Consider the following 20056-nt stretch of genomic DNA (forward strand, 5'->3'; position numbering starts at 1 on the left):
CCGCCGACGCGGCCCATCAGGTTGACGAGGTCCCCGATGTCGCACCCGCATTCGCCCACCGCCCGCTTCTCTGCCATCCCGTGGCGCAGCCACCCGATGGCCTGGGCCGTTGCCCTGGCCCTGGGTACCGTCGTGGCGCCGGCCACCCAGGCCCAGCAGGCATTCAGCCCCGGCTGGTTCGCCGAACGCGGTGCGGCGCAGGGCGCGGCGGCACAGAGCGGGCGCATGCCCAATGGCGTGCCGATCCAGTTCCAGCTGCCCGCGCAGCAGCAGGACGCGGCGCGGCAGAAGCTGCAGCAGTCCATCGACAACCTGGGCACGGCTGCGCAGGCCATCGCCCTGCAGCAGCGCCTGCAGGAGCAGGCACGGCAGGCGCGCCGCGAGGCGGGTTTCGTAGTGGCCGATGGCCTGGGCAAGGATGGCCTGAAGGTTGACGAGAATCCGCTGACCCGCGGCTGGATCAATGCGCGCGACGCAATCCAGTCGCAGGCCGCCGACGGGCGGGTGCTGGTCAACATCGAGCAGACCGCCGACCAAGCGATCCTGAACTGGGAAACCTTCAACATTGGTGGCAACACCACGCTGAATTTCCTGCAGAACCCCGACTGGGCCGTGTTGAACCGGGTCAATGATCCCGCTGCAAGGCCCAGCCAGATCCTGGGCCAGCTGAAGGCCAATGGCACGGTATTCGTTGCCAATCGCAACGGCGTGGTGTTCGGCAATAACAGCCAGGTCAATGTCCGCAACCTGGTGGCGGCAGCGGCGCGCATCAGCGATGCACAGTTCCGTGAGCACGGCCTGTACAGTGCCGACGCGAACACGTCGGCGCTGACCGACGCCGTGGGCAAGGTCATGGTCGAGCGCGGCGCGCGCATCACCACGGACGAACCGACCACGGCAACAAGGGGCGGTGGCTACGTGCTCCTGGCTGGACACAGTGTGGAGAACGCAGGCCAGATCGAGACCCGGAAAGGCCAGGCCCAGCTTGCCGCCGGCGACAGTTTCGTGATCCGTCGCGGCGTGGGAACCGCCCAGAACACCGCGTCCACCACACGCGGCAATGAGATTGCCCCGCGCTTCGTCGCTGACACCACGGCGGGCAGTGTTCGCAACAGTGGTCTGATCCAGGCGCGCGAAGGCGATGTCACGCTGGCCGGCCGCACCGTCGAGCAGGCTGGAGTGGCCGTTGCTACCACCACGTTGAACCAGCGCGGTACGGTGCACCTGTTGAACTCGGCGTCCGATGCGGCCGGCAGCGTGACCCTGGCCGCCGGCTCGACCACGGCAGTACTGCTGGAAGACGATGGCAAGAGCACGGCGCTGGACACCCAGCGCAACGCGCTCATCAAGGAATCGGCCGAGCAGGACAAGCTGCGCGGTTCCAGCAACAGTGGCACCTTCGACAATCTCTCGCGCCTGCAGGACCGCCGTGAGCAATCCCGCATCGAAGTTGTCTCCGGCGGCGATGTGAACTTCCAGGCCGGCTCGCTGGCGGTGGCCACCGGCGGCCAGGTGATCGCCGACGCCAGCCGGCGCAGCTATCTGGATGAGGGCGCGCGCGTGGATGTCTCCGGTGCGGTGGGTGTGCAGGTGGCGATGGAAAGCAACAACGTCAAGGTGAAGGTGCAGGGCAATGAGCTGCGCGATTCGCCGGACAACCGGGACAGCGGCAAGCTGATCAGCAGCGAAGTCTGGATCGACCGCCGCCAGCTGACCGAAGTTGCCGCCGGTACCGGTGGCTATGGCGGAACGCGCTGGTATGCCGGCGGCGGCCTGCTGGAAGTGGGTGGCTACCTGGACAATCAGGGGCATTCGATCAGCGAATGGGCGGCGCAGGGCGGCACCGTCCAGTTGGCGGGCAAGGAAGTGGTCAGCCATGCCGGTTCGCGCATCAATCTGGCCGGTGGCAGCCTGGATGTACAGTCCGGCGTGGTGCAGCAGAGCTGGCTGCGTGGCCGCGACGGGCAGTTGTACCGGCTTGATGATGCACCGGCCGAGATGCTGTACGACGGTCTGTACCAGGGCTATGAAGTGAAGCAGGAACGGTGGGGAGTGACCGAATCGTTCCGCAATCCGCTGGTGGCACCCACCCAGCGCTTCGACAATGGCTACACTGTGGGACGCGATGCCGGCCGCCTGCTGATCTCGGCGCCCACGGCTGTCCTGCAGGGGCAGGTGGACACGGTGGCGTTCCAGGGCCTGCAGCAGACGCGTCGCCCCGACCCGGAGCAGGACGGGTACGCGCAGGCACAGACGGCGGCGGCCCGCAACGCCCAGCTCTGGCTGGGGCGTTTCGACAACAACGGCCGAAGTGCAGTGTTCGATTCGCAGATCCGCATCGGAGCGCTCCAGGCCGACACCCGGTCGTGGACGCTACAGGCACCGATCGGGGAAACACAGCGCAATACGGTGTGGCTGGACAGTGAGGTTCTGAGCGCCCAGCGTTGGGGGCAGGTGGACCTGGCTTCGGCGGGCCGTATCGAGCTGGATGGCACGCTCAGCTTGCAGGAAGGTGGCCGGCTGGGACTCACCGCAGGCCGCGTCAGCTTCGGTGGAACGGTGCAGATTGCCGGCGGGCAGGTGGACGCCGGCAACCTGCTTGCGACGCTCGGCGGGCCCACGGCGTTGTTGTCCTCCGGACGCGGCGCGGTGGATGTTGCGGCGGGCGCGCGGATCGATCTGGGCGGCGGCTGGAGCAACGCGCTTGCCGCGCCGGATGGTGGCCCCGCGCAGGCGTGGATCGACGGCGGGCAGGTGCGCTTCAACAGCAGCCACGACGTCCAGGTGGGCGACGGGGCCGCGATTCTGGTCGATGCCGGCGGCGCGATCAATGCCGATGGCAAGGGGCGCGTAGGCAAGGGCGGCAGCGTGAGCCTGTTCGCGGCCAGCACCGAGGTCGCCACTGACGGCAGCGGCCGGCTGGGTATCGGCAAAGACGCGCGCTTCAGCGCGCTCGGCAATGGCAGCGGCAACTTCACGATGGCAACAGGCGGTGCGGTGTCCATCGGCGCGCCTGGCACGGATGCACCGACAGCCTCGCTGCGATTGCAGGCCGCGCTGTTCAAGAGTGGCTTTGCCGCCTATGACATCGCCGGTCACAACGGGTTGACGGTTGAAGAGGGGACCCAGCTTCAGGTGGAGCAACCGGCGCTGCGCCTGGCCGGGGGTGCGCAGCAGGCCCTGACCCGCGAGCAGGGGGTGGAGGCCTGGATGCCATCGTTGTATGAGTCGGATCCGACCCGCGGACGTGTGTCGCAGCGCGGCGGCGCGCGCCTGGCACTGCGCGCCGGGCATCTGCTGTCCACGGCCGACCTGCGCATTGGCAAGGGCGCCAGGATCGAGGTCGACCCCGGCCAGTCGATCGAACTGTTCAGCGCAGGCAACCTGAGCGTGGCCGGTCGTCTGAAGGCAGCCGGCGGCCGCATCCGCCTGGATGAGGCATTCGATCCGTCAGGCGTACGCGGCGATGCACGCCGCGAGCGCCAGTGGACGATCGCCGATGGCGCACTGCTCGATGTGAGTGGCGATACGGTTTCCCGGCCCGACGCGCGCGGCACGTTGCACGGGCTGGTGCGCAAGGGCGGAACGATCGAGATCGGGGGAGCGCTGGACTGGGAAGACCAGGACAACGTGCGCCACCTGCCACCCGACACCTTCGTGGTGGTGGAACGCGGTGCGCGGCTGGATGCGTCCGGTGCCTCGGCGCTGCTGGATATCGATGGCAGCGGGCGCACCCGGGTGGACAGCGACGGCGGCAGTATCGTGCTGCGCGCGGGCAATGCCCTGTACCTGCACGGCGAGCTGGACGCCGCTGCGGGCGGCGACGGCGCGCGCGGAGGCACCCTGGGGGTTGCCTTCGGCGGTGGCACCTACGGCAGAACGGCAGACGGCAAGGAGGTGCTGGCACCGCGGTTGATTTCGCTGACCCAGCGAGCCGCGCAGTCGTCGGACCTGCCTGCACGCCTTGAATACGGCCACGCGGCCCTGTCGGTGGAGCAGATCGAGGCCGGTGGTTTCGATCACCTGGCCCTGTTCGGCGACATCCGCGCGCAGGGAGATGTCAACCTGCGCATGGACCAGAGCCTGCGCATCCATGGCATGAATGAGCGCGCCCTGGGGTTTGCAGAAGGCAACAGCGCGGGCAGCCGCCTGTTGCTGAGCGCGCCCTACGTGCGCCTTGCGCAGGGACGCTGGTGGCAGCCGGCGGGGGAGGGCACGCTGCGGCCGGACGAGGCGCGGTTCGACGAAGGGAAGCAACATCGTTTCGATGTGAAGGCGAACCTGATCGACCTGCGCGACGTTACCTGGCTGGCGGGCTTCGACCAGGTCAACCTGGACAGCCGTGGCGACATCCGCCTGCTGGCACCGGCAGCCAGCAGCGCCCAGGAAACTTCGTTGTCGTCCCCGGGTTCGATCGATATCAGTGCTGCCCGCCTGTACCCGGCGGCCCGGGCGCGCGGGCGCATCGTCGCTGGCGTTGCGGACATCGGTCCGTCGGGACAGCCTGCCTGGCAGAACCCGGAGGCTGTATTGCGTATCCACGGCGTTGGCAGTGCCACGCAACCGGCGCCGGATTCGGCATTCGGCCGCCTGGAACTGGTGGCGGCGACGGTGGTGCAGGGCGGCAACGTGCAGGCGCCGTGGGGCCGCGTCCAACTGGGTGGCGGTGAAAGAAACACCAATCGCGCCAGCCACGTCGACCTGCTGGGCGGCAGCGTGACCTCGATCAGTGGCGCCGGCCTGGCGCTTCCGTTTGGCGGTACCGTGGACGGTGTGACATGGCGCCGGAACGGCGCCGAGTTCGATGTGCTGCTTCCTGGATCGATCGATGCCCCGATCGGTGTGGACATCGTCGCCAACACCTTCAACGGTGCCGCAGGCAGCATCGTGGATGTTTCCGGTGGAGGTGAGTTGACCGGCGCTGCGTTCGTCGCCGGGCGCGGTGGCTCGGTCGATGTCCTGCGGCATTCGTTGGCCGATGCCAATCCACGCTATGGCTTCAGTCGCGCGAGCAATTCGGTCTACGCAATCGTGCCGGGCCGAGCGGACGTGCAGGCACCGCTGGCGACCGGTGGCGGCAGCGTCGATCCCCGTGTCGGCCAGGAGATCGTCATTCCGCACGGCGTGCCTGGGCTCCCGGCGGGAACCTACACGTTGCTGCCGGCGAACTACGCGTTGCAGAAGGGAGCATTCCGCGTCGAGATCGGCGCCGAGAGCGCGCAGGGCAACGTCTCGCCGGTGGCGACCGGCACCGGCTCCTGGCGCGTCAGCGGGCACCGCGCGCAGGGCCTGGGCGGGGCGGTGTCGCCGTTGCTCACCGACCTGGTGCTGACCCCAGCGGAGGCGGTTCGCCGTCACGCCGGCTACAACGAAACCTCCTACAACGCGTTCGCGCAGGGCGTGGCCGAGCGGCGTGGCGACGCGCTGCGCTGGCGGACGGTGGATGCCGGAAGCCTCAACCTGGTGTTCGGTGAAGGCGCGGGACGGTCGGGTACCCCGGCGGCGACCTTCCACGGCTTGTCCCGCTTTGGCGCCGGCAGCAGTGACGGGCTCGGCGGCACGCTCTCGGTCAATCTGCGTGTCTCCAATGGCGCAACGCTGGAAATCGCCAGCGAGGGCGCCGATGCTGGCAGCGGGCGCGGCGCTACCGTTTCCGATACCACGCTCAACGCATTCCGTCCGGTAACGATGCTGATCGGCGGCACGCTGCGGCGCGATGCAACCACCTATGCGCTGGAGGGCGGCGCACAGCACATCGTGGTGCGCAATGGCGTCAACCTGACGGCGCAGGAAGTGCTGCTGTCGGCCGCGTTCGGAGGCAAGGGTATCCTGGTCGAGCAGGGCGTTTCGATCGACACGCTGTCCCAGTCCGGCCCGTCGAGCGTGGCGCAGCCCACGGCGCCCTACCTGGTCGCGGGCGGCCTGCTTGCCGTGTCCAACCAGCGCCTGACGGCGCTCAGTGCACAGGGCGGAAGTGCCGGCGGGCCGGTAGCGATCGACATCGGCGGTTGCGAGGCGGACTGCAGCGGGCAGACCCGCTTGCTGTCGGCGGGCAGCATCAACGTGGTCACCGACGGCGCCTTGAACATGGGTGACTCGCTGAGTTACGGCACGCGCCAGCTCGGCCTGGGCATGTCCGCACTCAACCTGGGCAGCACCGAGGCCATTGCGGTGGCGTCGGCGGCCGGCGGCCTGCCCGCAGGCATGACCATGAACCAGGAGGTGCTGCAGCGGTTGCTGCGCGGAAACACCGCCATCGGCGCTCCCGCACTGGAGGCGCTCAGCCTGACCGCGCGTGATGCCATCAACGTGTTCGGCAGTGTCGACCTGGATACGCGCGATGGCGCGACCGGTCGCAGCAGCCTGCGCAATCTGGTGCTGGGTGCGCCGGCCATCCACGGCTATGCTGCCGCCACCGACCGCGCGCGCATCTTCGCCGACACGCTGGTCTGGGATGGGACATTGGCCGGCACCGACCTGCCCGGCGGCGAGCTGGCACAACCGCCCGGCGAGGCAATGGTGGGCCGGCTCGGCCAAGGGCAGCTGGAGATCAATACACGGGTGCTGGAACTGGGGCGTGCGCCGTTCACCCGCCCCAACTCGTCTGTGGCGGCCGGTCGCCAGGTGCTCGGCTTTGCCGGCGTTACCCTGGCAGCGTCGGAGCGCATGCTGTTCTCGGGCAAGGGCAGCCTCGATGTGTTCCAGCAGCAGGGCGACTATCTGGCAGGCAGCGGCTGGCAGTTCAGCGGCGGCGCGCTGGACATCGTCACTCCCCTGCTGACCGGTGATGCCGGTGCGCAGCTGGCAATCCGCAATGGCGGTACGGTGCAGCTGCGCGGTGCCGCAGCCACTGCGGGAAGCGATGGGCTGGGTGCGGAGCTGTCGATCGAGTCCGAACGCGTTGCGATCGACACCCGGCTGGCGCTGGCGTCCGGCCGCTTCGATGCGGTGGCCGGACACGGGATCTCGCTGGGTGCCAATGCGGTGCTGGACATGGCCGGGCGCAAGGTCAGCCTGTATGACGTGGACAAGTACAGCTGGGGCGGCGACGTGACGCTGTCGACCGGCGAAGGCGACGTCATCGCTGACGCGGCTTCGCGTATCGATGTATCTGCCCACAACAACCGTGGTGGCCGCTTGACGGTGTTCGCCCTGGGCCAGCAGGGTGGCCGGGTTGACATGGCTGGAACGCTGCTGGGTGGTGCCAGCGGACGCTACGACGCCGGCGGTACTGAAGTTCCTTACGACGGCGGCGAACTGGTGCTGCGCGCGCGCCAGCTGCAGGACTTCGCCGCGCTGAACACGCGCCTCACGGCCGGCGGCATCACCGGTGGCCGGACTTTCCAGTTGAGTGAAGGCGACCTGGTGATTGGCGATGAGGTGAAGGCCCGCAACGTCGATATCAGCATTGATGGCGGCAGCCTGCAGGTCAATGGCCGCATCGACGCCAGTGGCGAGCAGGTCGGCAGCATCCGCCTTTCCGCCCGTGATGTGCTGCGCGTGGATGGCATGCTGGATGCGCATGGCAGCGGCCTGCGGGTGGACAGTTACGGCAGGATCATCGACAGCCCGAACCGGGCCACGATCGAACTGGCCGCAGCCAATGGTGGGATCCAGCTCGGCGCCGCATCATTGCTGGACCTGCGCGCCGGCACGTCGGTGGGCACGGGTACCGCTGCGGGCCAGAACGATGGGCGGGCACGCGGCAGTGTCAAGCTCAACGTACCGCGTGCAGGGACCGATGATGCGGCGATCGACGTTGCAGGCGGGTTCCGTATCGCCGGTGCCGGGGACGTCCAGGTCAACGCCTTCCGCAGCTATGATTCGGCGCCGCTGGCCAGCGCCCCGGATGTGCACGGGCACCGCCCGCAGGTGATCAACCAGCAGTGGCTGGATGCGGTGGTGGACCCGGACAACAGCCTCTGGATGAGTGCAGCGCTGGCCAACGCCGGGCTGCAGCAGCGCACCGCCGCATTGGGCAGCTACCGCTTGCGCCCCGGCGTGCAGATCGTGGCGCGCACCAGCAGTGACAACCCGCGCGGTGATCTGGTGGTGGCCGGTGATATCGACCTTTCCGGCTATCGCTATGGGCCGCAGTCGAACCGCATGGACCCGGCACGCAGGGGCTTCGGCGAGTCGGCCGCGCTGGTACTGCGTGCGGAGGGTGACATCAATGTCTACGGCAGCATCAACGATGGGTTCGCGCCACCGCCTGCCAATCCCGATGAAGACGGCTGGGTGTTGCTGGAAGGACGCAGTACGGGTTCACCGAATACCGCGTTTGGCGGTGACCTGATCGTGCCGGGCGAGGGTGTCCAGCTGCAGCGCGGCACCGAGTTCCGCGCCGGTGCCACGCTGAATTACGCGCTGCCGTTCCAGGCGGCAACCCTGCCGGCCGGAACCGTACTACCGGCGGAGATGGTGTTGTCCGGGCCGCTGCTGCTGCCAGCCGGAACCGTGCTGGGCGCGCCGGTGACCACAGACAACGGACAGGTGATGGCCGCCGGTACCGTGCTGGCACAGGCGCTGGCGTTGCAGGCCGGTTCGCGCCTGGGCGCCGGCTTCCGCCTGCGCACACCGGCGCCGGTGGCCGCACAGATGTGGCCGGCCGGCGTCGCCCTGCCCATGGCGATGAAGCTTTCAGGCGCGCTGGACCTGCATGCCGGTGCGATCATCCCGTCGATGACCAAGGTGGAGCTGGCCGGCGATGCGCCGGTGAAGCTGCGGCCAGCCGACGCCAGCGGGCGCCAGGGCCGCAACTGGGCGCTGGCGGCCATGTTGCCCGAAGGCACCACGTCGTGGGACCTGACCGCGGTGGCCGGTGCTGATACGACCGCCGCCGATCCACGTACCCGGCGCTGGGGCAGTGAGGGCAGTATCGTGCTGGCCGACAGCCACTACAGCACCATCGGCACGGTGACCACGACGACCGAATGGAAGGGCGACCGCGTGATCACCGTGGATGGCTCGCTGGATCTATGGGGCGATGAATCGTGGGCCGGAAAGCCCGTAGCGGATCTCGCTCGGGAGCTTGGCATGACCGAGAGCGATGTCTGTGATTCCGGACCCTACTGCGGTCCGGCCCCGCGCCTGGTCGACAAGGAAGGCTCGCTGGCATGGTGGGGCGATGAATCGTGGGTCGGCCGCCCGGCTACGGAACTCGGGGCCGAGATGGGCATGTCGGAGGAAGAAATCTGCGCGGCGATGGGCTACTGCTATGGCGGCGGCACGCTGACTGAAGTCACGACCTATGGCAAGCGCCTGGGTGCACCGGCCTGGAGCGTCCTGCGCACCGGCAAGGGTGACCTGGCGCTGCTGGCCGCGCAGGATGTGCGCATGAAGTCCGGCTTCGGTGTGTACACCGCAGGTGCGCCGACGGCGCTGGGTGATGGCCGTGACGCGCAGTTCAACCCTGGGCGGGCCCCAGTGCCCAGGAACACCGCGCTGCTGGGCCCGGTCCAGGCGTCCGGCCGCTACGATGCCGCCATCGCCACTTACCAGGCGTGGTACCCCGACCAGGGTGGCAATCTGCACGTGCAAGCGGGCCGCGATATCACCGGTGATACCTGGGGCGCGCGCGCAGAGGCGGGCACGCCGCAGCGCGACCAGGCCGGGCATTCCAGCGCCGCGGTGGGCAACTGGTTGTGGCGCCAGGGATCGGGCACGACCACTGGTGTCGTGCAGAGCGCAACCAGCTGGTGGATCAATTTCGGTACCTACAGCACGGTGGGCCCTGAACTGGATGCGACGCCTCGCCTGGTCGGCTTTACCGGCTTCGGCACGCTGGGCGGCGGCAATCTGTCCCTGGAAGCAGGCCGTCACTCGGGCGTGATAGCGCCGATGGGCAATGCTCTGGGATTGTTGACGGCGCCCCATTCCAGCGCGATCGTCGCTGCGGTCGGGTCGACCGGACGCGTCAGCAACGGTGAACTGCATCTGACGGGGGGCGGAGACCTGACGCTGCGAAGCGGCGGAGCGGTCAACCCCGGCCTGCGCGCAAGCGCGCAGCAGCCCGAAGGTTTCCAGCAGGATCTGGATCTCAACGGCACCGTGACCAATCTACGCGGCAGCACACTGCTGCAGGCGGCGCGCATCGGCGGTCTCAGCGCGATACAAAGCAGCTACGGCACGTTGGGCCTGAACAATCCGTTCGTGGCCGACGCACCCGTTGCGATGGCCGGGCCGGTGCTGGTGCTGGGCGATTCCACCGCCCAGGTGCAGGCGCGCGGCGATGTGGTACTGGGTAGTGCCGCCGATCCCGGCCGGGTTCCCGTGGCCAATTTCAACGATATCCTGCTGGAAGGGGGCGGCCACGCGTCGGGCACAAGCTGGTTCTCGCTGTGGACGCCGCGCACCGCGCTCGACCTGTTCTCCGCAGGCGGAAATCTCTCGCCGGGCCTGGTTGGCACGCAGCACACGACCGGCAGCAACCAGGGCAGGGAGGTGATCAGGATCAACCCCAGCAATGGCGATGCCTATCTCAACTACTGGTTGTATCCCTCCCGATTCACGGCCATCGCGGCCTCCGGGAACATCAATCTCGCCAGTCTGCGCAGTGGCAGCGTGCCCGATGCCCAGGACGTCATCGTGCTGGCGCCCTCGGCGTCGGGTCGGCTGGAGGTATTGGCGGGAGGATCGATCCTGGCTACCGACCGGGCCACTCAGATTGTGCGCTCGAGCAGTGATGCCCGTGTCCCCGGCCCATTCAATCCGGGCTTCATCGCGCAAGGCCCCGGAAACGCGGGAACCGTGCGCAGCAATGTACCCGCGGACGGGAAAAGCGCCAGTCCTGGCACCACGCTGCCGTACTTTGCCTTCGGTCCCAACACCGCGCTCGGCGTGCTGTTGCCAGCCACACCGACCGTGGCCAGCCGGTTCTATGCAGTGGCCGGCGATATCATCGGGCTGGGAAGCGGCGACAGGCGGCAACTGTCGCGCAATGCCGAGAACGGCGCGCGTACCGTATTCGACTGGTACGAAGCGGGCTCAGCGGTACAGCTGCGCGCCGGTCGCGATGTGATCGGCGCCGATGTCACCGCGCTCAACACCAGCGGTACCGATATCAGCGGGATCGAAGCGGGCCGGGACATCATCCGCAGCAACCTGACGGTGGCCGGCCCCGGCAACGTCGAAGTGAGTGCGGGCCGGCAGCTGCGCCAGGAAGAGGCCGGAAGCATCGTGAGCCTGGGCGGCGTCGTGCAAGGCGATGCCCGTCCCGGCGCCAGCATCGCAGTGACTGCCGGCAACCAGGGCATTGATTTTGATGCACTGCGCACGCACTACCTGGATCCGGCCAACCTCGCCGATCCCTCGCAGTCGTTGGCTGCGCAGCCGGGCAAGGCGGTGAAGATCTACGACAAGGAGTTGAGGCAGTGGCTGCAGCAGCGCTTCGGTCTGGCCGTCGAGGGCACCGAAGCAATCGTGGTGTTCGACCGGTTGCCGAAGGAACAGCAGCGCATCTTCCTGCGCCAGGTCTACTACGCCGAACTGCGTGAAGGTGGGCGCGAGTACAACGATCGGAATGGGCCACGCGTTGGTTCTTACCTGCGCGGCCGCGAGGCCATCGCCACGCTGATGCCGGACAAGGATGCGACGGGGGCGACGATCCAGCGCACCGGCGACATCCTGATGTACGGAGGCTCCGGCGTGCGTACCGAAGCCGGCGGCAACATCGAGCTGATGGCGCCGGGCGGACAGATCGTGGTGGGTGTGCAGGGCGTGGTGCCGCCGGCCAGTGCCGGGCTGGTGACCCAGGGCCAGGGTGACATCCGGCTGTTCAGCCAGGACAGCGTGCTGCTGGGCCTGTCGCGGGTGATGACAACGTTCGGCGGTGACATCCTGGCCTGGTCGGAGCAGGGTGACATCAATGCCGGCCGTGGTTCGCAGACCACCTTGTTGTACACGCCCCCGCGCCGCGTCTATGACGGCTGGGGCAATGTGCTCCTGTCGCCGCAGGCGCCGGCCAGTGGTGCAGGCATCGCGACGTTGAACCCCATTGCCGAAGTGCGACCGGGAGACGTCGACCTGATCGCGCCGCTGGGCACCATCGATGCGGGCGAAGCGGGTATCCGTGTCTCGGGCAACATCAACCTGGCCGCGCTGCAGGTGCTGAACGCGGCCAACATCCAGGTGCAGGGCGAGAGCAAGGGCCTGCCTGTGCTGGCGTCGGTCAACGTCAATGCGCTGGCCTCGGCCAGCGCGGCAGCGAACAGCGCAAGCCAGGCCGCGCAGGACGTGATGCGCAAGAGCCAGGATGATGCACGGCGCAACCAGCCGTCGGTGATCAGCGTGCAGATTCTCGGCTTCGGCAGTGGCACCAGCAGCATCAACCCGCCGGCGCGTGGCAACACCGCCAACGGCGGCTACGACGCCAACAGTGCCTTCCAGTTCCCGCAGGCAGGTCGCGATGAGGGCACGCAGCGCCGGTAGGCAATCCATGCCCTGGAAGATGCCGACCTCGGTCGGCATCAATCGCTGCTGATCGCGCTCGGCAGTAGATCCACGCCATGCGTGGATGCGACGGGTCCGGAAGAACGAACAGCATCGGGCCAGCCGCCACGGAACGGCAGCGGCCCCAGCCAGGACGGCACGGAGGGCAGGGAGTGGCCATCGGCGGTGAGGACCACCCACACGGCGCCGCCGGGTGCAGGAGTGCGCCCGGCGGCGGGAGCGGCGAGCGAATGTCCCCGGTCGTTGCCGACCTGGGTCGGAAGCAGTTCCACGCCATGCGTGGATGGCGTTGCCAGCTCCAGTGCCGACCAAGGTCGGCACCCACCAGGGCAGGCTCGGCAGCAGAAGCCTCTCGGTAGTAGATCCGCACCGTGCGTGGGTGCGTTGCGGGCAAGCGCCCTAAAGCGCCAGCACCCGCCGGTAGCTCAACGGCCCACGTCCATCGCGCAGGCCCAACCGCAGTTCCAGTCCGGTGGCCGGCAGCACCTCGCCGTCGCCCGGCAACATCGCCCACCCGGCACCCGGTTGCCACGCCCGCACCTCGAACCGCTGAACCTCACGTGCCACTGCGATGCCCTTCGACAGTTCCGGCGCTGGCAGCGGATACCGGTCCGATGACGCACCACTGGCCCGCCACAGCGTACTGCCCTGCCGCCACCAGCGTACCCGCTGCCAGTGCGGTCCATCGCTGCCGACGCTGCGGGTGATTTCCAGCGCGAAGCTGCCGTCCGGATGCCGCTCGCTTACCAGCGAAGGAGGCAGCAGCCGCTGCGGTTGATCGGCCGGGCGCACTGCGCCATTCATCAGCGCATCGTCCGCGCGCATTTCGATATCGCGCTGGAACTGTTGCACTACCCGCAGCGCGGTGGTGGTCTCGGCATCGGCCTGGCGCAGGCGCTGATCGCTGCTGGCCACGCTGTCCAGCGCGCGCCAGCAGATCAGCGCCAGGATGCCCATGATGGTGATCGCGATCATCACCTCGATCAGGGTGAACCCGCCGGCCGGGCGTTTCATGGCGATGATGTCCATGGCAGTTGCATCCGTGCCAGCGCCTGCGCCGGCGCATCCTCGGCAACCACGCTCAGTTCCAGCTGCGGTTGCCCATCCGCGCCCGCCCCGAGCTGTTGCAGCACCAGGAAGCTGCCGCGCCCCTGCACGCAGCGCTGTCGCCCCTGCTGCGGCGCATGCCCGGAAAGGCGCAGTTCCTGCCAGCGATCCTGTGCGCACAGCAGCGCGAGGCGGCGATCCCGCAGGCGCGATTGATCGTCGGTGGCCACGGCCACCGCGCGCATCACTGCGGCCAGCGCGATCGACACGATCGCCAGCGCGATCAGTACTTCAATCAGGGTGAATCCGCACGTGTTCCGCTTCATTGCACGACCTGCAACTGTCCGCTGCCATCATCACGAAGACGCACGTTGCGACCTTCCAGCGACAGCGCCAGTTCCCAGGAAACCCCGATCCATTCCGGGCTCAGTTCGATGGCGGTGGCGGGCTGTACCGTGACGCCTGCCGCCTGCCAGCGTTGTGGCCGCAGCAGGTCATCGCGCTGCACGTCCACCCAGTGGGCGCCGTCGCGACGGCTGAACCGATAGCCGGAGGCATCGGCCTGCCAGCGCAGCGTCCTGCCATCGATGCGGGCCTCGTCGCGCGCCACCTGCAGGCGCTGCGCCAGACGTTCCGCCTCCTGCCGCAGCTGGCGGGCGGGGTCGAGCAGGCTGCCCAGCCCCAGGCCGATACCGGCCGTGCAGATGCCGATGATCACCAGCACCACCATCAGTTCCAGCAGGGTGAAGCCGCGCGGAATGCGCTGCATCGACATCGCCTCCTGTCCTTGCCGACGCTTCGCAGCGTACGCGTCCATGATGAAACAAAAGCGTCAGCGGCGGCTGCTAGCGTGGGTGCACACGAAGGTGGCGATGGTGCGGAACATGGATGGCGGGCGCTGGGATCGCAATCGGGTGTTGACTCTGTTGGCAGCCACGCTGCTGCTGGCGGTGGTGGTCTATTGGGGCGTGACCCTGGCTGGCCCGGTGCCGGCGGTTGCCGCCAGCGAAGCTCACCCCGGCCTGCCCGCGCGGCCCGCCTTCGATGCCGCTGCAAGCGTGCCGCTGGTGCGGCTGCTTTCACCGGGCGCGGTGCGCACCGACGTTACCGTGCTGGGCGTGGTGGCCGGCGAACATGAACCGCTGGCGCTGCTTTCGGTGGATGGCCGGCCCGCCGAGGCCTACGCGCCAGGACAACGGCTGGGACCGTCTACGGTCCTGGCCAGCGTCGGTGCCAGCACGGTGGAACTGGCACAGGCCGGGCAGTCGCGCAGCCTGCCGGTTCCCGCGCTGCCGCCGGTGCCGACCGATGGCATCGTACCGGCCTCCCCGACGGGTGGCTCACCGTAGCGCCGAGCCCACGCTCGGCTGCCTTTGCATGAGTGTTGAAGGACACGCAGGAGGAGCCGAGCGTGGGCTCGGCTCCAGGGCCAGGCAGGCTCAGCGCGCAGGTCGCTGCGGCACCACCGAGCGCCCGAAGGCATCACCCATGCGCTGCCGCGTGCCTTCCAGGTTGTACTGCATCCGCTCATTGCCGGGCTGTCGCATCAGTCGTTCGGCCTCCGGCAGTGCCGATGGCTTCGTTGCTTTCGGTGCCGGTGCAAGTTTGCGCTGCAGGCAATCCCAGGCCGGAACACGCTCGCCATTGACCTGCACTTCGATGCAGGGCGCAGCATCGTCCTGCTTCTTCGCGGTGGCGTCAGCGCGCGCCGGTGGCTGCGCCAGCAGCAGGGCCAGGGGTAGGGCAGCGCGCAGGCCCGCCATCAATGATCCACGCATCTCGAATTTCCCGCGGCTATCGACGTTCTGCAATGAAGACGTGTGGCGGAGGCAGGGTCCGCCTGCGCGCGTTGCGGCGCTGGCAGAGATGACAGTGCTGTCACAAAAGTGTTGGCGGTTTTGACGCGATGTACACGTCCTGTTGGTAGATCCACGCGCCGCTCCCTGGCCACTCCCTTCGATACGACGCGATGCCTTCGATGAATCCTGTTCCGTGCCGAGCCGTCCGTCCTCCGCTGCGCCTGCATCCGTTGATGCTGGCCCTGGTGGCGCTGCCGCTGCCGTTGTTCGCTCAGGAGGCAGCGCCTGCGCCCAGCGTAAACATCAATGAGTACATCGTGCGCGGCAATACCGTGCTCGATCCGCGCCAGATCGAGCGCGCCGTCGAGCCCTTCCTCGGCCCGGGAAAGACCCTGGCAGATGTCGAAAAGGCACGCGATGCTGTCAATGCGCTGTACCAGCAGGCGGGCTACCAGTCGGTCTACGTGGAGCTGCCCGAGCAGCAGGTCAGTGGTGGCGTAGTGCTGCTGAAGGTACAGCAGACACCGATCGGCCAGCTGCGGGTGGTGGGCACGAAGCACGAATCGCCCGAACGCATCCGAGAACGTGTACCGGCGCTGGCCGAGGGCAAGGTGCCTGACTTCGACCAGGCGCAGAAGGAACTGACCGCACTGAACGAAGGCGGGCGTCGCCAGGTGATGCCGCTGGTGCGCGAAGGCCAGGTGCCGGGCACGATGGATGTGGACCTGCAGGTCGAGGAGAAGTCGCCGTGGCGTGCCAGCGCGTCACTCAACAACGACCACAGTGCCGACACCGAGAAGCTGCGCCTGAGTGCGTCGCTGGCCTACGACAACCTGTGGAAGCGCGGGCACAGCGCCAACCTCGGCGTGTACCTGGCGCCGGAAGATACCAAGCAGGCCAAGGTGTTGTCGGCCTCGTACACGATGCCGTTCGAAGGCACGCCGTGGAGCCTGGAAGCCTCCGGCTACACGTCCGACAGTCGCGTGCTGAACGCGGGCGGACAGGTCGGTACCGGCACCGGCACCAACGTGATCGGCAACGGCCATTCGATCGGCCTCAAGCTCAACTACCGCCTTGCCGGCAGCAGCCAGTGGTGGCGCCAGCTCAGCCTCGGTGTGGATTTCAAGGACACCGAGGAAGACACGCAGATGGGCAAGGACAGCCTGAAGACACCGCTGAAGTACGCGCCAATTACCCTGGCGTTCGTCGGCGTGCGCCAGGGTGAGCAGGATCAGCTGAGCATCAACACCCAGCTGGTGGCCGGTACCCGCCGCCTGTTCGGTTACGGCAGCGACGCCACCGCGTTCGGCCAGAAGCGCTACTGGGCCGACCCGAGCTTCGTGGCCTTCAAGGCCGACGTGGCCAACACCCACACCTTCGGCAACGACTGGCAGTGGTACGCGCGTGGCTCGCTGCAGGTGACCGACGCGCCGCTGGTATCGGCCGAGCAGTTCGCCGCCGGCGGCATGTACACCGTGCGCGGCTATCTGTCGGCCGAGGCGATCGGCGATTACGGCGGCCTGGCCAGCCTGGAATGGCGCACGCCTGCGTGGTCGCTGTGGAGCGGCACCGACCTGCGTGTCTACAGCTTCGCCGACGCGGCTTACCTGCGCCTGCGCCAACCGCTGCCTGAACAGCGTGACAAGTACAACTTGGCCTCGGTCGGCCTGGGCGCGCAGCTGCGCCTGGGTGAACACCTGCAACTGCGCCTGGACTACGCCTGGCCCTACGCCGATGGCCCGGTCACGCGCAAGGACGACCCGCGCCTGCATTTCAACATCAGCACCAGCTACTGAACCTTTCCTTGAACATGCGTTCTCCGGAGACCCTTCGCATGGACCGTTTGCTTTCCCGAGTGTTGTTGCTGCTGGCCGCGCTGGTTGCGCTGCCGGCCGCTGCGGCCGATGCCAATTGGTGGCAGGCCGAATGGAAGTACCGCAAGCCGATCACCGTCGACGCCGGCCCGCAGGGTGCAGGCCTCGCCGGTGACCCGGGCCGCACGCCGCTGCTGCTGCGCCTGCATACCGGCAACTTCGGTTTCGACGGCACCCAGGACGCGGGCAACGACCTCCGGTTTGTCTCGGGTGATGGCCGCACCGTGCTGGCCCACCAGATCGAACAGTTCGATCCCAAGCTTGGCCTTGCCCTGGTCTGGGTGGACGTGCCGGCGGTCAGCGCTGCGGCACCGCAGACGATCTGGATGTACTACGGCAACGAGAAGGCGCCAGCCAGTGGCAACGGCCAGCAGGTATTCGATCCGGACTACACGCTGGTCTATCACTTCGCCGAAGCCAACGCCCCGGCGCGTGATACCACCGCCTACGGCAACAACGCCGGTGCCGTGGCTCCCCCGGCGGAAGGCTCGGTGATCGGTCGCGGCGTGCAGCTGGGCACCGCGCCGCTGCCGCTGCCGGCCAGCGCGTCGCTTGTGCAGGAGGCGGGCGCGCCGCTCACTGTTTCGGCCTGGATCAAGCCAGGCAGCAACAACGCTGCACAGGCGATCTATGCCCGTCGTGACGGTGCTTCCGAACTGGTGCTGGGCATCGAAAACCGGGTGCCGTTCGTGCAGCTCAATGGCCAGCGCAGTACGCCGGCGCAGCCGATTCCGGAAGGGCAGTGGGCGCATGTGGCGCTGACGGCGGACAAGGGCGCGGTTCAGCTCTACCTCAATGGCCGCGTGGTCGCCCAGCTGAGCGGCGAGCTGCCGGCGCTGGCCACCGCGCCGGTGGTGGGCGCCGATGCGCCGGGCGCGGCGCAGCCGCTGGCCAGCTTCGAAGGCGCGCTGGATGAGTTGCGTATCTCACGCGTGGCACGTCCGGCCGCCCTGCTGCTGGCCGATGCCACCGCTCAGGGCGCCGACTCGCGCCTGATCAGCTACGGCGCCGACGAGCAATCCGCCGGGCAGAGCCACTTCGCCTTCATCCTCAAGGCGATGCCGTTCGATGCCTGGGTGGTGGTCGCCATTCTCGGCCTGATGATGCTGCTGTCGTGGGCGATCATGATCGCCAAGAGCCGCCACTTCGGTCGTACCAGCAAGGCCAATGCGGTGTTCACTGAGAGCTTCGGCAAGCTGTCCGGCGTGCCGCTGCGCACCCTGTCCGACATGGACCGCCAGGGCAAAGCGCCGGCCGCCATGCATGATGGCTCGCTGTGGCGCATCTACCAGGTGGCAATCGATGAGATGCAGCAGCGCCATCAGCGAGACGGCAACAGCGGCTACCTGAGCGGGGCCACCATCGCCGCGATCCGTGCCTCGATGGATGCAGTGATGGTGCGCGAGCAGGAAGCGATGGCTCGCCGCATGAACTGGCTGTCGACCACCATCGAAGGTGCGCCGTACGTGGGCCTGTTCGGCACCGTGATCGGCATCATGCTGGTGTTCGTGGTGGCGGCGATGGCCGGCGCGGTGGACATCAACTCGGTGGCGCCGGGCATGGCCGCGGCACTGCTGTGCACCGCAGCCGGCCTCGGCGTCGCGATCCCGGCGCTGTTCGGCTACAACTACCTGGGCGCGCGTGCCGAAGCGATCGGCGCGGACATGGCGGTGTTCATCGACGAGTTCGCCGCGCGCTTGGCCGAAGAGCAGGACGGGCGCGGCCCGGCCGCGGTCCAGGGCTGAGGGGCGCGCCATGGGCCAGAAGGCGAAGTTCGGCATCAAGAAGCGCGAGAAGGGCATCAACGTGACGCCCTTCGTCGACGTGCTGCTGGTGGTGCTGGTGATCTTCATCCTGACCAGCAACGCCTCCATCCCCGGCATCGAGGTCAACCTGCCGAAGGCCAGCAACAGCGTCGCGCTGGAGAAGCCGAAGACCAAGGCGATCACCATCGACCCCAGTGGACAGGTGTTCCTGGATGCCTACCCGGTGACGATGGCCGAACTGGAAGACCGCCTGCGCACTGAGCGCGCGACCACGCCGGATTTCCCGGTGATCGTGCGCGGTGATGCGCAGGTGCAGTACGCCCGCGTGGTCGAGGTGCTGGACCTGCTGCGGCGGCTGGAGCTGGCCCAGGTCGGCCTGGTCACCGGCAAGGCGCAGGGCTGAGGCATGACGGCCCATCAACCCCCTCGGCCGGAGCCCGGCATGCGCGGCCGCCAGTTGCTGGTGACCGTCGCGCTGGTGCTGGCCGCGTTGCTGGTGCTCGGCATCGCCGTGTGGTGGATGCTGTTCAGGGACACTGCCAGTACCCGTCGGCCGGTGGTGCAGCCGCCGATGCTGGCGCTGCCGCCGCCCCCTCCGCCGCCACCGCCACCACCGGAAAAGCCGCCGGAACCCGAAACGCCGCCGGAAGAGACCATTCCCGAGCCGGAGCCGCTGGATCAGCCGACGCCGGCCGAAGAGCCGGCGCCAACCCCGGACAACGCCGACCCGGTGACGATGAATGCCGACGCGCAGGCCGGGGGTGACAACTTCGGCATCCAGTCAGGCAGCGGTGGCGGCTCGTCCGGCGTCGGCCGTGGCGGTGCCGGCAATGCCACCTATGGGCGCTATCTCGGCTACTTGATGCAGCAGGCGATTTCGCGCGACGACAAGGTCAAGCGCCTGGCGTTCCAGCTGCAGGTGAATGTCTGGCTGGGCGCGGATGGCCGGCTGGAGAGGGTCGAGCTGGTGCGCGGCAGCGGCAACGAGGAGGCCGACGCGGCCGTGCTCGACGCACTGCGCCGCATCGGCAAGGTCGACCAGGCGCCGCCACCGTCGCTTGATTTTCCCGCCCGCGTGTTGATCCAGGGCCGCCGTCCCGGCGCCTGATTCCCGACTTCC

Annotated in this window: 10 protein-coding genes; 6 read left to right on the top strand and 4 right to left on the bottom strand. The window is 68.2% G+C overall.

All coding sequences use genetic code 11. The annotated features are described in order from the left end of the window. The first annotated feature begins 36 nt into the window (after nucleotides 1-36). Entirely contained in the window at nucleotides 37-12429 is a 12393-nt protein-coding gene (locus ARC23_RS04105) for a filamentous haemagglutinin family protein (RefSeq protein WP_057496058.1), read from the top strand. Between the two features lie 420 nt (nucleotides 12430-12849). Here the strand turns inward: ARC23_RS04105 and ARC23_RS04110 are convergent, their stop codons facing one another. The 3 genes from ARC23_RS04110 to gspH are packed head-to-tail and all read right to left on the bottom strand — an operon-like array spanning nucleotide 12850 to nucleotide 14266. Continuing rightward, nucleotides 12850-13464 (bottom strand): prepilin-type N-terminal cleavage/methylation domain-containing protein, encoded by a 615-nt coding sequence (locus ARC23_RS04110; protein WP_057496096.1) that lies wholly within the window; start codon nucleotides 13462-13464, stop codon nucleotides 12850-12852. After that, a complete protein-coding gene (gspI, locus tag ARC23_RS04115) occupies nucleotides 13461-13823 on the bottom strand; it encodes a type II secretion system minor pseudopilin GspI (RefSeq protein WP_057496059.1) in 363 nt (120 codons plus the stop codon). Before gspI ends, ARC23_RS04110 begins: the two co-directional genes overlap by 4 nt. After that, the gene (gspH, locus tag ARC23_RS04120) at nucleotides 13820-14266 is read right to left on the bottom strand and encodes a type II secretion system minor pseudopilin GspH (RefSeq protein ID WP_057496097.1); all 447 of its coding nucleotides are present in this window, start codon (nucleotides 14264-14266) and stop codon (nucleotides 13820-13822) included. Before gspH ends, gspI begins: the two co-directional genes overlap by 4 nt. 103 nt (nucleotides 14267-14369) lie before the next feature. Here gspH and ARC23_RS04125 point away from each other — a divergent pair, with 103 nt between their 5' ends. Further along, nucleotides 14370-14846, top strand: coding sequence for a general secretion pathway protein (locus ARC23_RS04125; RefSeq protein WP_203226337.1), 477 nt, complete (start codon nucleotides 14370-14372; stop codon nucleotides 14844-14846). Nucleotides 14847-14936: 90 nt separating this feature from the next. On the opposite strand, the gene ARC23_RS04130 is transcribed toward ARC23_RS04125, so the two are convergent. Continuing rightward, complete coding sequence (locus tag ARC23_RS04130; RefSeq protein WP_057496060.1) at nucleotides 14937-15275, bottom strand: hypothetical protein; 339 nt, start codon at nucleotides 15273-15275, stop codon at nucleotides 14937-14939. Between the two features lie 200 nt (nucleotides 15276-15475). Between ARC23_RS04130 and ARC23_RS04135 the strand changes: the two genes are divergently transcribed. The 4 genes from ARC23_RS04135 to ARC23_RS04150 are packed head-to-tail and all read left to right on the top strand — an operon-like array spanning nucleotide 15476 to nucleotide 20044. Next, complete coding sequence (locus tag ARC23_RS04135; RefSeq protein ID WP_057496061.1) at nucleotides 15476-17092, top strand: ShlB/FhaC/HecB family hemolysin secretion/activation protein; 1617 nt, start codon at nucleotides 15476-15478, stop codon at nucleotides 17090-17092. A 38-nt stretch (nucleotides 17093-17130) separates the two neighbouring features. Then, a complete protein-coding gene (locus tag ARC23_RS04140; RefSeq protein ID WP_057496062.1) occupies nucleotides 17131-18915 on the top strand; it encodes a DUF2341 domain-containing protein in 1785 nt (594 codons plus the stop codon). A gap of 10 nt (nucleotides 18916-18925) precedes the next feature. Further along, nucleotides 18926-19339, top strand: coding sequence for an ExbD/TolR family protein (locus ARC23_RS04145; protein WP_005409874.1), 414 nt, complete (start codon nucleotides 18926-18928; stop codon nucleotides 19337-19339). Between the two features lie 39 nt (nucleotides 19340-19378). Further along, nucleotides 19379-20044: a cell envelope integrity protein TolA gene (locus ARC23_RS04150; protein ID WP_057496063.1), complete on the top strand. Its 666-nt coding sequence runs from the start codon at nucleotides 19379-19381 to the stop codon at nucleotides 20042-20044. Nucleotides 20045-20056: the final 12 nt, after the last annotated feature.

The organism is Stenotrophomonas beteli (genome assembly GCF_001431665.1).
GTDB lineage: Bacteria > Pseudomonadota > Gammaproteobacteria > Xanthomonadales > Xanthomonadaceae > Stenotrophomonas > Stenotrophomonas beteli.